Source organism: Bradyrhizobium lupini (assembly GCF_040939785.1).
Lineage (GTDB): Bacteria > Pseudomonadota > Alphaproteobacteria > Rhizobiales > Xanthobacteraceae > Bradyrhizobium > Bradyrhizobium canariense_D.
This window is the reverse complement of the sequence record NZ_CP162553.1, coordinates 2,347,433-2,360,417: the sequence shown is the minus strand read 5'-3', so window position 1 is coordinate 2,360,417 and position 12,985 is coordinate 2,347,433. Positions and strand designations below refer to the sequence as shown.

Annotated in this window: 9 protein-coding genes and 1 pseudogene; 4 read left to right on the top strand and 6 right to left on the bottom strand. The window is 57.5% G+C overall.

The genetic code is table 11. The features are described from left to right. Nucleotides 1-16: 16 nt before the first annotated feature. The 5 genes from ectB to AB3L03_RS11430 all read right to left on the bottom strand — a co-directional run bounded on the left by ectB (nucleotide 17) and on the right by AB3L03_RS11430 (nucleotide 3,374). The gene (gene ectB / locus AB3L03_RS11450; RefSeq protein WP_368508607.1) at nucleotides 17-1,279 is read right to left on the bottom strand and encodes a diaminobutyrate--2-oxoglutarate transaminase; all 1,263 of its coding nucleotides are present in this window, start codon (nucleotides 1,277-1,279) and stop codon (nucleotides 17-19) included. Nucleotides 1,280-1,645: 366 nt separating this feature from the next. Next, complete coding sequence (locus tag AB3L03_RS11445) at nucleotides 1,646-1,786, bottom strand: hypothetical protein (protein ID WP_231189053.1); 141 nt, start codon at nucleotides 1,784-1,786, stop codon at nucleotides 1,646-1,648. Between the two features lie 61 nt (nucleotides 1,787-1,847). Continuing rightward, entirely contained in the window at nucleotides 1,848-2,051 is a 204-nt protein-coding gene (locus AB3L03_RS11440; RefSeq protein ID WP_368508606.1) for a hypothetical protein, read from the bottom strand. 258 nt (nucleotides 2,052-2,309) lie between these two features. Beyond that, entirely contained in the window at nucleotides 2,310-2,699 is a 390-nt protein-coding gene (locus AB3L03_RS11435) for a response regulator transcription factor (RefSeq protein WP_368508605.1), read from the bottom strand. 84 nt (nucleotides 2,700-2,783) lie between these two features. Continuing rightward, nucleotides 2,784-3,374 carry a response regulator transcription factor gene (locus tag AB3L03_RS11430; protein WP_368509035.1) on the bottom strand — a complete coding sequence of 197 codons (591 nt, stop codon included), beginning with the start codon at nucleotides 3,372-3,374 and terminating at the stop codon, nucleotides 2,784-2,786. Nucleotides 3,375-4,804: 1,430 nt separating this feature from the next. Here AB3L03_RS11430 and AB3L03_RS11425 point away from each other — a divergent pair. From AB3L03_RS11425 to AB3L03_RS11410, 4 genes and pseudogenes are all read left to right on the top strand, one after another. Beyond that, nucleotides 4,805-4,975 carry a hypothetical protein gene (locus AB3L03_RS11425; protein ID WP_219682624.1) on the top strand — a complete coding sequence of 57 codons (171 nt, stop codon included), beginning with the start codon at nucleotides 4,805-4,807 and terminating at the stop codon, nucleotides 4,973-4,975. 119 nt (nucleotides 4,976-5,094) lie between these two features. Next, nucleotides 5,095-5,409 (top strand): HipA N-terminal domain-containing protein, encoded by a 315-nt coding sequence (locus tag AB3L03_RS11420; RefSeq protein ID WP_368509034.1) that lies wholly within the window; start codon nucleotides 5,095-5,097, stop codon nucleotides 5,407-5,409. Between the two features lie 126 nt (nucleotides 5,410-5,535). Next, nucleotides 5,536-5,835 (top strand): HipA domain-containing protein, encoded by a 300-nt coding sequence (locus AB3L03_RS11415; protein ID WP_246648954.1) that lies wholly within the window; start codon nucleotides 5,536-5,538, stop codon nucleotides 5,833-5,835. Nucleotides 5,836-6,297: 462 nt separating this feature from the next. Continuing rightward, a pseudogene (locus AB3L03_RS11410) lies at nucleotides 6,298-11,854 on the top strand (AAA family ATPase). A gap of 429 nt (nucleotides 11,855-12,283) precedes the next feature. Here AB3L03_RS11410 and AB3L03_RS11405 read toward each other — a convergent pair. Continuing rightward, complete coding sequence (locus AB3L03_RS11405; RefSeq protein ID WP_368508604.1) at nucleotides 12,284-12,910, bottom strand: FMN-binding negative transcriptional regulator; 627 nt, start codon at nucleotides 12,908-12,910, stop codon at nucleotides 12,284-12,286. Nucleotides 12,911-12,985 lie beyond the last annotated feature (75 nt).

Here is a 12,985-nt window from a genome sequence, read left to right as displayed (position 1 = left end):
CTCGTGTGCCGGCAAGTTAGCTTGGTCGGGCCAACTTCAAGGTTTCAGTCAATGACTCCTCGAATATATCGAGCCCTTGTCCCAACGTTTCTTCGGCGATCGTAAGTGCAGGCAGGAACTTGACAACCTGATCCGTCGGTCCGCATCGCTCGATAATCAATCCCTTCACAAATGCTCTCCGTGACGTCGCCTCTGCGATCTCGCTCGTTTTGCAATCGAAGCCGCATACCATACCGCGTCCACGAACGGCAAACTCGTTTCCGTGCTGATGCGCGATAGCATCGAGTCGACGCCGCATAAGTGCACCCAAGCGTTGGATCTGTTGCGAGAACGTCTGGTTGCGCCAATACAGATCCAATGCCGCCTTGCCAGAAACGAGTGCAAGGTTGTTTCCGCGAAATGTTCCCGTATGCTCGCCTGGTTCCCATGCGTCGATCGCTTCCTTGATCAAGAGCATCGACAATGGCAAGCCGTAACCACTCAGCGATTTCGACATCACGACAATGTCTGGCGACAACGCAGCGAACTCGAAGCTGAAGAACTCACCTGTGCGACCACAGCCCATTTGGATATCGTCAACTATGAAAATAGCTCCGACCTCTTTTGCCAAAGCCTGCATTGACTGCAGCCATTCCTTGCCGGCGACGTTAATGCCTCCCTCTCCTTGCACGGTTTCGACGAGAATGGCGGCTGGGAGATCAGTACCACTGCTCTCGTCCATTAACACCTTTCGAACGTAATCCGCCGGACTGTACGAGGAGCCAAGATACCCATCATAGGGCATGAAAGTTGTGCCGGATAAGGGAACCCCGCTGGCTTTACGGTAAAAGCGGTTACCGCTCGCGGCTGTGGCTCCCAAGCTTTGGCCGTGATATCCGTTCGTGAAAGAAATGACGTTGTGACGCCCTGTGATTTTACGCGAGAGCTTTAGAGCTGCTTCAACGGCGTTAGCTCCTGTAGGCCCGGTGAATTGAAAGCGGTAGGAAAGATTCCGTTCCCGAAGAATAACAGAGCTAAAGGTCTCCATGAATCCGACTTTTGCTGGAGTGGCCATGTCCAAGCCGTGGACGACCCCGTCCGACTCCAGATAGTCGCTGATTGCTGCTTTGATCTGCTGATTGTTGTGGCCATAGTTTAGCGTTCCAGCGCCAGACAGAAAGTCTATGACCTTTCGGCCGCCCTCTGTGAACATAATTGAACCGCGCGCCCCATTGAAGACAGCAGGAAAGGAACGTGAGTACGCACGCACATTGGACTCTAGCGTTTCAATTGTCTTCATTCGGCTCCCCTGTGTACTCCAACCATGCGGTCGTCGCGTCGACCAGACAATCTGCCCGATGAAACAACGCGGGCCAACATCGTGCAGGACTGGCAGGCCATGACCGCGGGTTCCGCGCCTCTCGGCATCGTTTGGGTTGCGCGTAGCGCATCTAAAAATCAGCTCCAACGGGTTACCTGAGAACCAGGCGGAACAAAGCTATCATCTCTAGTAGCTTCGTCCCCATCCAGCGACGGCCCCCGTGTTAAGTCATCTTTCGCGAACAGGTTTACCTAGCCGCGCGTGAAGACGTTGCGCATGCGTGCGGTACCTTGCGTCAGGATACCGCGAGCCGGAAGCGACATGCTCAGGCCACGGTCTCAGGGACTAGAAGGACACGCCCGCCGCCCGACCGGTTTTGGCCTTGCGCTTGGTCGACACAATCGCCGGGCAGTCGTCGGCGTGGATGGATTCGGCAGCAAAGGCATGGCTTGAGATCGAATCTGCCAGCGGCACTTGTGTTGCCATTCCAACGGATGCGTAAGCTTCCGGTGCTTCAGTCCGAAGAGTTGCTGGGATCGAACCGAATTTAGCGGATCTGGCGGTGCAAACTGTTCGATCCGCCAACATTCGATCTGCCAACATACGTCTTTGCGGCTTCTCGGAATTCCGCAGCGAACGTCTTGACAAACTCCGTGATGTTGGCCGCGATCGCCGCCTCCTTTTCCCCCAAACTCGGCGGCCGGATCCGTGGCACTTTCGCGCCGAACTCAGCAATGGTTGTCGCACTCAAGATCGCGCGCTCCTGCGTTAACGCGACGAGCGCTTCGGCCTCGTCGGATTACGCGATCATACGGGAGGCATGTTGTCGGGGGCCCGAACTAGCAAGTGCTTCAACCAGACGTCGAAAGTGCGACAATAGCGACAGGAGTGCGGCTACATCAAAAGGTGATGGTCGCCACTGGCGCGGGGTAAGCACGAGCAATCGCGCGTTGATCGACATCGTGAGCGCCGCGCGGGCGCGGCTTGGTCCAGATTGCTTGCCCCGCTTTCAGGCGTTTGTTCCGGGACCGTGCTCGCGGAGTACTTCATCGACGCAGGCCATCAACTCCAGAGCGGGAAACGGTTTAGCGAAAAAGCCGGTCACGCCGGCGCTCAAAGCGCGGGCTCGCGTGCGATCATCCGCGAAGGCAGTAATCAAAATGAATGGCGCAGCGTGGCCTTGGGCCCGCATCTGTTCTAAAAGTTCAAAGCCGCTCATCGTGGGCATCTGCACGTCTGCAATTACACAGGACGTGCTGTTCAATTGAGACGACTCCAGGAATTCCTCGGCCGAAGCAAACGTATGAACGACGTGGCCCTGTGATTTCAAGAGGTTGTTCAGCGCGACACGAATTGAAGGATCATCGTCGACAACGGAAATAGTGTTAGACAAGACCACCCGTCCTGGTTGGGCGAAGGCACTGGCCGAAGCATGGCGGCCAGCTGAAGGGTGCGCGTGTACGAAGAAATTGTAAAATCATACTTAGGTTTGTACTCTGAAACGGTCGGTCCCAATTCCCAGCCTCTCCGCCATTCTAATCAAATCGGCTAGTGATCGAGCACCCATCTTCTTCATCACGTGCCCCCGGTAGATTTTGACTGTAATCTCGGCAAGCCCGAGTTCCGCGGCTACCTGTTTGTTCAAGAGGCCCGTGGCGACCAGTCTCAAGACATCCTGCTCTCGTGGACTTAGAGCCTCGAACAAGGACTGCAGCTTCGTGACAACCTTGTCTATAGCTCGTCTCTTGCGATCCTGTTCGATCGCTGCGACCACTCCATCGAGCAGTTCCTGATCGCGAAACGGCTTGCCGAGAAAATCGATTGCTCCATTCTTCATCGCTTTGACGGTCATCGGAATATCGCCATGAGCGGTGATGAAAATAATGGGAATGTGAACCCTCAGTTTGGCTAATTCAATCTGGAGCTCCAGCCCGCTCAAGCCCGGCAGTCTGATATCAAGCACAAGGCAGCTGGGAACATCAGGAAGCTCGCTCTGGAGCAGTTCTTGGGCCGATCCGAAAGCAACAACGTCTAGACCGATCGAACGAAACAGGTTGACGAGCGATTCGCGCATTGAGAGGTCGTCGTCGACGACCAACACGCTCGGTCTCACCTCCGGCCCTTCGACAGTTGCGGCTTGCTTCCGCGGTTCAGAGCGCTTGGTCACGATAAAAGCCTCACTTTTGCAATCGTGGTAGAAGTTCTGTGGAGCCACGACCAAAGGTTGCCCGTGGCGGCCTTCTCAGGAGCTTTCGCGCAGTGCAAATCTCTGAGATCTTCCAGGTATGCGAACGGCCAGCCGTTTGCGTGCGTAAGACATTATCACGAAAGTCTAGCAAAAAGGGCCCGAGTGGTCGAGAACTGGCTTCCGTCTGTCCGCCGTCCCGTTGGAACGGCCCGGCGGCATTGATCAAATCAATCAGCAGCCAAGTTGAGGCGCTCGCTCTAGCTGGCGGCGGATGCCGCTTGGCATCCCCGTTCAGGCGCATGAGGCGTCGGCGGACTCTCGTTAAGCGGCCGGATCAAAATGCCCGCCGCCTCGGTAGCTGCACGCGGGGGCGCGAGCTGAGCGAATTGGGGCCAATGTGCCTGTGCATGCGCCGATCCCGCCGGCGTTGTTGAGATCGGCATGAGGCGTAGACTATCGCACCCGCAGTAAAGAAAATGGACATCAGAACGAGTAGCAGCGGCATCAGCACATAAATTCGTTTTTGCGTCGTCAGAGCGCCTGTGAGTTGCGTCTTTAGCGAGCTTGGGAAAGCACCTTGCATCGGTTTCGTACAACCTGACGCATGGTGCGATTCAAGTCCTTTCGGTCGTGCTTTGTAGGAAATGTAATCATCTCGAGCTGCGGGGGCGCCCACGTTCGTGCGTCCTGCCGATTGCTTCGCTGCTCGTATCCGAAGATGATGTGTGTAATTCAAATGGAGAGGGCGCATTCGCGGGATTGGCGGGCACCATAGGTGCGTATCGAGCACGCTGATTCGAAGCTTAGCTCCTCAATGCCGCAGTATAGGGCTGAAACTGGCTCGAGCGGTCCGCTTGGAGCAGCCGCCAACCGCCCACTAGCTCATCAATCTTCCGACGCAACTCATTAAGGCGGCCCGGCGCACTCCTTTGAGAAGAAGTGTGCCGGGTTCGCCCCACATCGCCAGTACATCCGTGGTGATGGTGTCCCAGATGATGTGACCCGCGTGGCAAAACTGAGACTCGTTTAGCAGCCAAAGTAGATGGTGACTCCCTGCTACTTCACACAGACGGGAAAGGCTTGAATCGTACGTAGGGTCACGTTGTACATGTCTTGTAGATTGATCGAGTTAGCATCTCTCGAGCCGACTAGGTGGAGTTCGTAGTTGGCAAGTTAGATCTGTCGCAGCGCGACTGGGACGAGAAGGCGTTCCGCTGTTCTCCAGTGGCTGGGATCTCCAGTCGGAGGGTTTCGGAAGCTTCATGCGGTGTTTGGAGTCGTCCGTTGGCCTGCGTCCTGGCCCCGGGTGATCGAGCGTGAACGAGATCGTCTTAACGGCCCACTGTCATGCTGACATTGCGGGGTTGTTCGCCAATCCAAGGCTGGTGGCCGGCCTTGGTCAGGGCAAGGAACACGTCGTTCAGGATCGCAGCCGTCTCCGTTCGAAAGGGCTATCGAAGAAGGGCTCGCTGGAACCCAGCTTGTAAGGAGCGTCGCTGGGTTTTAGGCAGCGCACCCATCTTCGTCGAGGAGATGACGGATCAAAGTATGTGCCGATCCGAGATTGCCCACAAAGCGAACCTTGTGCTCTCCTCATCCGAAGCCGGTGAACGCGCATTGCAGAACACCATTCGTCGGCGCAATCGACTTCAGAGATCCGTCCTGGCTTGCCTGGGAGCATGCGCTGCCCGTGTCGCTATCTCTGCTCTGCGTGAGGGACCGCTATATCGGTGCCGCTGTCGTCGCCGTTTCCGACAATCTCCTGCCCGACAGCATGCCCATCCGCCATCGTATGGCGGAGCGAGTCCACGCTCAGGGCATCGACGCTTACGACCTACTCACTGGTGTCGGACGGGACTGCGTCGGCCCATTGCAATTCCTGCCGGACGGCATCGAACCCGGGCGCTGCCGGGGCTGTTGACGGCAGACCCGTTGACGACGAGAATCGCCCGGCTTCTCGGCGACCTTTGCATCGGCTCTCCTTGAGCTTGGTGAGGACGAGGACTTTCGGATCTCGATCGCCGGCGCCCAGGAAAAGACCGCGCTCTTGTTCTGGAAAGGGCGTTGGTACAAGCCGCTGGCGACTACAGCCACGACGCACATTCTCAAACCGCGGATTGACCGACTACCGAACGGCCTCAATCTTTCCTACAGCGTCGAGAATGAGTTCTTCTGCCAGCTGACAGCAGCTCTCGGACTTCCGAGCGCCGCCATCGCGATCGAGGAGTTTGAAGGCAACCGTGTGCTCGTGGTTGAGAGGTTCGATCGCCGCTGGACCGGCGACAACCGCCCCCTACATTTGCCTCAAGAGGATTGCTGCCAGGCTTTGTCCGTGCCGCCGCCTTGAAATACGAATCAGAGGGCGGCCCAGTATTCCAGCTATCTTTAACCTTTTCGTGGCAACCCAGCGGCACCACGTAGTTTCGGGCGCTCCAGCCGGGCGAGTTGTTCCTCTTCAAAGTAGACGTGCCAAACAACTTCATTGTTAGTGGCGGCATTTCGTCAATCGAGCCGCTGTCCTTGGCGTGGGAAGCCTTCGGCTTGAGTCGCTCTATCGCGAAGGACTCCTTCCGCGCCGGCGCGCTGCGTAGTCCGGAGCCGCCGCCCGGGCTCGAGCTGCGCGCAGGGCTGCGCTCGATCGACACGATCGGGCTCTAACATACAGCGTGCGTCCGTTATATTGTGCTTGCTGCGGGCTCTCTTTGGCGGCCATGATCCGGACCCTGCAGTGAATTTTGTGAAGTTCCTTCACAAATGGCGCCTCTTATATGTCAGATTTGGCGCGCGTCTTCTTAGTCTGGTCAGGCAAATGCCGCGCGCCCCTCCCAGCCGAAATGTGTTCGGCTCAAATCTCGACAACGACATCCAGCCCCTGTGGAGGGACGGAGGTCGTGTGTTCTGCCGTGCGTGGCGGCAAATCAACGGCAGCAAGGCTGTCGTGCTTCTCGTGCGTCCCACCGGGGAACACCCCGCCACGATCGAGTGCCTCGCCCACGAGTATGAGCTGAGAGAGGAGCTAGATGAGGCATGGGCGGTGCGGCCTCTGGAACTCATCCGGGAAGCTGGTCGTACCATGCTGGTCCTGGAGGATCCATGCGGCGAGCCGCTGCTAAACTTAGTTGGAGTCGGCATGGAGCCTCAGCGCTTCCTGCGCCTTGCTATTGGTGTCACGAGGTCCGTGGGCAAGCTCCACCGCCGCGGCTTAATCCACAAGGACCTGAAACCCGGTCACATTCTGGTCAATTGTCCTGACGAACAAGTGCGACTCACCGGATTCGGGCTGGCGTCCCGGCTTTCCCGCGAGCGGGTGCCGCTTGAGCCTGCCGAGTTCATCGCCGGCTCGCTGCCCTACATGGCGCCCGAGCAGACCGGACGAATGAATCGCTCGGTCGACTCTCGCAGTGATCTCTATTCACTTGGGGTGATATTCTACCAGATGCTGACCGGCGCGCTGCCGTTCACGGGCTCAGACCCGTTGGAGTGGATTCATTGTCATATTGCAAGAAAAGCAACACCGCCCCTCGAGAAATCGCAAAATGTCCCGGAGCCAATCTCTCACATTGCGATGAAACTCCTCGCGAAAACCGCCGAGGAACGCTACCAGACTGCCGCTGGCCTTGAACACGATCTGCAACACTGTCTGGCAGCATGGGCCAACCATGGTCGCATCGAGCCTTTTTGAACTTGGCGCAGACGACACACCTGATCGGTTGATCGTCCCCGAGAAGCTCTATGGGAGAGCCCGCGAGATCGAGACCTTGCTTGGCTCTTTCGATCGAGCGGTGAAGAGCGGCGCGCCGAGGTTGGTGCTGGTTGCCGGTTATTCCGGCATCGGTAAGTCTTCGCTCGTCCAGGAGCTACACAAAGTACTCGTGCCCTATCGCGGGCTCTTGGCATCAGGCAAATTCGACCAAGTGAAGCGCGATGTGCCATATGCGACACTAGTGCAGACCTTTCAGAGCCTTGTGCGTCCTCTTCTCAGCAAAAGTGAGGGCGAACTCGCGACTTGGCGGCAGGCGTTCCGGGAGGCGCTCGGTGGGAATGGACGGCTGATGGTCGAATTGATCCCCGATTTGAGCCTTGTTATCGGCGAGCAGCCCGCGGTTGCTGGACTTCCAGCCCGCCAAGCGCAAATCCGTTTCCAGCTCGTGTTTCGTCGCTTTATTGGCGTGTTCGCCCGGCGAACCCATCCATTGGTGCTCTTCCTCGATGATTTGCAGTGGTATGACGCCGCAACACTCGACCTGATCGAGGATCTGCTGACCCAGCCGGATCTGCACCTGCTGCTTATTGGAGCTTACCGCAGCAACGAAGTTGATGCAGATCATCCGCTCAAACGCAAGCTCGAGTCCATCGGGAGAGCCGGCCTAAATCTACAGGAGATCACGCTATCGCCGCTCAGCGCAGACGACGTCGGGCAGTTGGTCGCGCATACCCTTCGCTGCGGACCAAAACGCGCTGCCCCGCTTGCGAAGTTGGTGCATCAGAAGACGATGGGCAATCCGTTCTTCGCCGTTCAATTCTTGTCTGAACTAGCGGGAGAGCAGCTGTTGACGTTCGATCACGTGTCGGCGCGCTGGCGTTGGGATCTGCAGCGAATTCACGCAAAAGCGTACACCGAGAACGTCGTCGATCTGATGCTCGGCAAGCTCATCCGGCTGCCCAAGGAAACGCAGGAAGCGCTGCAACAGCTGGCCTGTTTCGGCAACATCGCCGGGACGGCGGAGCTTGCGATTGTGCTCGAAATTCCAGAGGAGCAAGTGCACGCGACCGTGTGGCCGGCAATCCGGCAGGAACTGATCGTGCGGCATGGGACAGCCTACCGCTTTGTCCACGATCGCGTTCAAGAGGCGGCCTACTTGCTGATGCCGGAATCCTCGCGCGCTCCTTCCCATCTGCGGATCGGTCGGATGCTCGCGGCACACATCCCTGCGCACAAACGCGAAGAGGCCATCTTCGACATTGTCAGTCAGCTCAATCGAGGCGTCGCGCTCATCGCTTCCGGTCAGGAGCGAGAGCAGCTCGCCGAGTTGAACTTGATCGCAGGGCAGCGTGCCAAGGCCTCGGCGGCCTACGCCTCGGCGCTAACATATTTCACCGTCGGTGCTGCGCTGCTCGCGCCCAATTTTTGGCAAAGGCGCCGCGAGCTCGCGTTCGCACTCGAGACCAGCCGGGCCGAATGCGAATTCTTGGTAGGCCAGCTGGAGATTGCAGAGCGTCTCTTGTCCGCACTGTCGAAGCGAGCTTTGAACGGGCCACAACGAGCAACGGTCGCATGTTTGCGGGTCGATCTTTACTTGACGCTGGGTCAGCACGGCCGGGCAGTGCTCATAGGTCTCGAATATCTTCGCGACGTCGGGATCGAGTGGTCGCAGCGTCCGACGGACCATGAAATGCTGGCCGAATATCAGCGGATGTGGTCACAGCTGCCCGACGCAATCGAGGATGTTGCTGGTTTGCCTCGAATGACAGACCAGGCCAAGCTTGCCACGCTCGCCGTGTTGACGCGGATTCTTCCGGCTGCAGGTTTCACAGACGCCAATTTATCCGCTTTAGTGATCTGCCGAGCGGTCAGCATCAGCCTCGAATACGGCAACACTGATGCTTCCTGCGCCCATTACGCATGGTTAGGCCGAATCTCGGCCGGACGCTTCGGTGACTACCAAGCGGCCGATAAATTTGGTCGTCTTGCTTGCGATCTGGCTGATCGCGGCGAGTTCTCTCGTTTTCGGGCTCACGTCTATTTGGCCGTCGGAGCCACCGTGATCCCGTGGACGAAGCCGCTTAGAGACGGCCGAGTTTTGATCCGGCGAGCCCTCGAAGCCGCGGTAAGTAGCGGTGATGTCATCTATGAGGCGTACAGTTCGGTCCATCTAACCGGAAGTATGATGATGGCCGGAGATCACCTGAAAGAGGTACAGAACGAGTTAGAGAAAAGCGCTGCTACGATCCGGAACAGAAAGGTACAATTTGCTGCTGAGGCGGTAGCCGCTCAGCTCGCAATCGTCAGAACCATGCGCGGCCTCACGCGCTCGCTCGGTTGCTTCGACGACCAACAATTTGACGAGCTAGACGTTGAACGATCGTTGGCAGGAAGTCCGGAGTCACCTAGCGAAACCGTTTACTGGATCCGCAAACTTCAGGCGCGCTTCCTATCCGGCGATTATGCTGCGGCTGTTGAGGCTCGCTCGAAGGCCGAGCCCAAATTATGGACCATACCAACAGAGCCCTTGACCGCGGAGTTTCACTTTTATGGTGCGCTGTCTCACTCGTGTTATTGCGACAGGCTGGGCGAAGGCGAACAACAGCCACACCGAGATGTCATTGATGCTCATTACAGGCAACTGCAGACATGGGCGACGAATTGCCCCGACAACTTCGAGAATCGGGCTGCCTTGGTCGGCGCTGAAATTGCGAGGTTAGAATGCCGGGATGCAGACGCAATGCGACTGTACGAACACTCAATCCAAACCGCAGGACGTAACGGTTTCCCCCACCACGAGGGGATCGCTTGTGAACTTGCAGCGCGCTTTTATGCTGCACGCGGTTTTGCCAGGATCTCCCGGGTTTACCTGCAGGACGCGCGGCGCGGCTACCTTCGTTGGGGAGCGGATGGTAAGGTGCGTCAACTCGAGGAGCTGCATCCGCATCTCATGCATCAGGAGCCCCCGCTTGCCGTGAATGGCATGACGATCGGAGCTCCGGTTGAGCAACTTGATCTGGCGACGGTGATCAAAGTGTCGCAGGCGATTTCCGGCGAGATTGTGCTTCAGAAGCTAATTGACAAGCTTATGCGGACTACCATTGAGCAGGCCGGCGCCGAAAGAGGTGTGTTGATTCTGCTGCATGGCGACGAGCCACGGATCGAAGCGGAAGGCAAAACGGTAGCAGATGCGCTCGTTATAAAGGTGGATGAACAGCCCGTAACTCCGATGGCTCTTCCCGAATCCGTGCTGCATTTCGTGCTACGTGTCCGCGAAAACGTGGTTCTCGAAGACGCTGTCGTCCAGCCTTCATTTGCCGAAGATCCTTATATCCGCGAGCGCAAAGCGCGTTCTATTCTTTGCCTGCCACTCATCACGCAGGGCAAGCTGATCGGCGTACTTTATCTGGAGAATAATCTCGCCCCGCGCATATTCTCGGCTGCCCGAACATCAATGCAGAAAATGCTTGCCTCTCAAGCTGCAACAGCGCTCGAAAACAGCCGGTTGTACAGCGAAGTTCAGCAACGGGAGGCGAAAATCCGGCGCTTGCTCGACGCTAACATCATCGGAATCTTTATCATTCACGAAGGGGGCGAGATCATCGAAGCAAATCAAGCCTTCCTCACGATGGTTGGATACGAGCAAGAAGATCTCCTCGCAGGCCGAGTGAACGGTCTCGATCTGACGCCTCCAGAATGGCACGAGCGCACAATGGATGCTCACACAGAAGCAAAAAGGACCGGAGCTGTTCAGCAGTTCGAGAAAGAGTATGTTCGGAAGGATGGCAGTCGCGTGCCAGTGCTCATTGGCCTCGCCGTGTTCGATGCGCGAGAGGACCAAGGTGTTGGCTTCGTCCTGGACCTGACAGAACGAAAGAGAGCGGAAGCGGAGGCCCGCGAAAGCGAACGGCGCTATCGCGAGACTCTGATGGGCCTTGCACATGCCAATCGGATCACGACAATGGGACATCTGGCCGCCTCGATCGCGCATGAGGTGAACCAGCCGATTGCCGCGATCAGCAGTAATGCGGGGGCGGGGCTAAATTGGCTCGGTGCTCAACCGCCAAATCTGGAAGAGGTTCGGCAGACCTTCGGTTTGATTGTTCGTGACAGTATGCGCGCAGGAAACGTGATCGGTCGGATCCGCGCTCTTATGAACAAAGCGCCCATGCAAACCGAGCTTCTTGCAATTGACGAATTGATCTTAGAGGTGTTGGCCCTAGTCCGCGCGGAACTTGCACAAAATGACGTGTGGGTGCAAACCCGACGGCCTGAGGCTTTGCCGCTCGTTAGGGCAGATCGCGTTCAGGTACGGCAGGTGATTCTCAATCTGATCACGAATGCCATCGAGGCTATGAGCGAGATCAACGAAGGCGAACGCGAATTACTGATCACGACGCGCACAGATGGCTCGAATAATGTATTGGTCAGCTTTCGGGATACAGGTCCAGGACTCGATCCAAACAGCGCAGACCGAATGTTCGAGGCGTTCTACACCACCAAGTCAGAAGGCATGGGCATGGGGCTGGCCATTTGCCATTCCATTATTGAGGCGCATGGGGGCCGGATGTGGGCGGGCGCCAATGATCCTCACGGGGCCGTCTTTCGGTTCAGTATTCCCGTTGCGCCGGAGGGCGTCGATCAGGCGAAACAAGTCTCTTGAACGTCTTACGCCGAATTCGAGGTCGAGCAGGGTGGTCCGGGAGCCCCTATCATTGTGACAGAAGTGAGCTGCGCGACCTTGCAAATGTAAGACATTCGCGTTTCTTGCTGCCCATCGGGAGTGTGCGCGACCGCAGATTGTCGTGAACTGTCAGAGAATCTGCAATCTGACCGCAATGTCAATTCCAGACGCCTGGAGGGCTCTTTGTAAATCTCTCGAGACTTGCACGCCATAAAAGCTGGAGTTGGCCTAGCGGCTTGGGCGTCCGCGGTTGCCGCTCGCGGACGCGGCGCGTTCTTGTGCTGTGTAAAGCACCTGCCGGGAGCAGAAGCGCGCCGCCCGCGCGTGGTTGTGCAAAAGGAGAGCAGCCGAGGAAGTGGAGGAAATCCACGTGACACCGGGTCGTTTACAATACGTCGATCGGGTTCGTCATCCTTTCGGAATGAGGTGAGCTGCACGACGGTCTTCCTCACGGTCGCTCTTGGATAAGCCCTCGATGACGCCGGCGCGATCCGCGGCATTGCTGTTCTGGCTCATCTTCCGTGTGCCATCTAGCCGTGTAATTTGCAATCGCAGGCCGATAATCCCCTCGAGCTCCGCTTTGATGAAATCGGCAGGTGCGTCGGAGACCGCCCAGCGGTCTTTGCTTGAGCGCTCATGTACATCAGTCAGCCGCGTGACTACCTCGCGGAGCCGATCGGAATCCTCGAAGAACTCAACTGGTCCGTAGGCATGCACAGCGACATAGTTCCACGTTGGTACGGCCTCGCCTCTCTCGTGTTTGGTCACGTACCATGAAGGGCTGATATAGGCCTCCGCCCCACCGAAAATTGCCATCGCCTCGCCGGTTGGTGTCAGCTTCCACTGCGGATTAGCACGCGCCACGTGCGCGTAAATCGTGCCCATCGAGCCTGCGCTCTCGTCGAGTACTACGGGCAGCATCGTTCCAACAAGCCCCTCGTGAGTGGCGGTGACCAGTGTCGCTGTCCGTGCCTCGCGCATTGTCCGTTGAAGGTCGGCGATATCGAGAAGTTGGAAGCAGGACGGCGTGTACATCAGTGAAGCTCCCAGGCAGCCCGACGGAGGCCGGACGACTCATGATTTGAACTGCGGTACGCCTCATTCGGGATC

What these genes read in the sequence shown, in the direction of transcription:
- ectB (WP_368508607.1), bottom strand. Translation starts at nt 1,279, where the DNA reads ATGAAGACAATTGAAACGCTAGAGTCCAATGTGCGTGCGTACTCACGT.
- AB3L03_RS11445 (WP_231189053.1), bottom strand. Translation starts at nt 1,786, where the DNA reads ATGGCAACACAAGTGCCGCTGGCAGATTCGATCTCAAGCCATGCCTTT.
- AB3L03_RS11430 (WP_368509035.1), bottom strand. Translation starts at nt 3,374, where the DNA reads ATGCGCGAATCGCTCGTCAACCTGTTTCGTTCGATCGGTCTAGACGTT.
- AB3L03_RS11405 (WP_368508604.1), bottom strand. Translation starts at nt 12,910, where the DNA reads ATGTACACGCCGTCCTGCTTCCAACTTCTCGATATCGCCGACCTTCAA.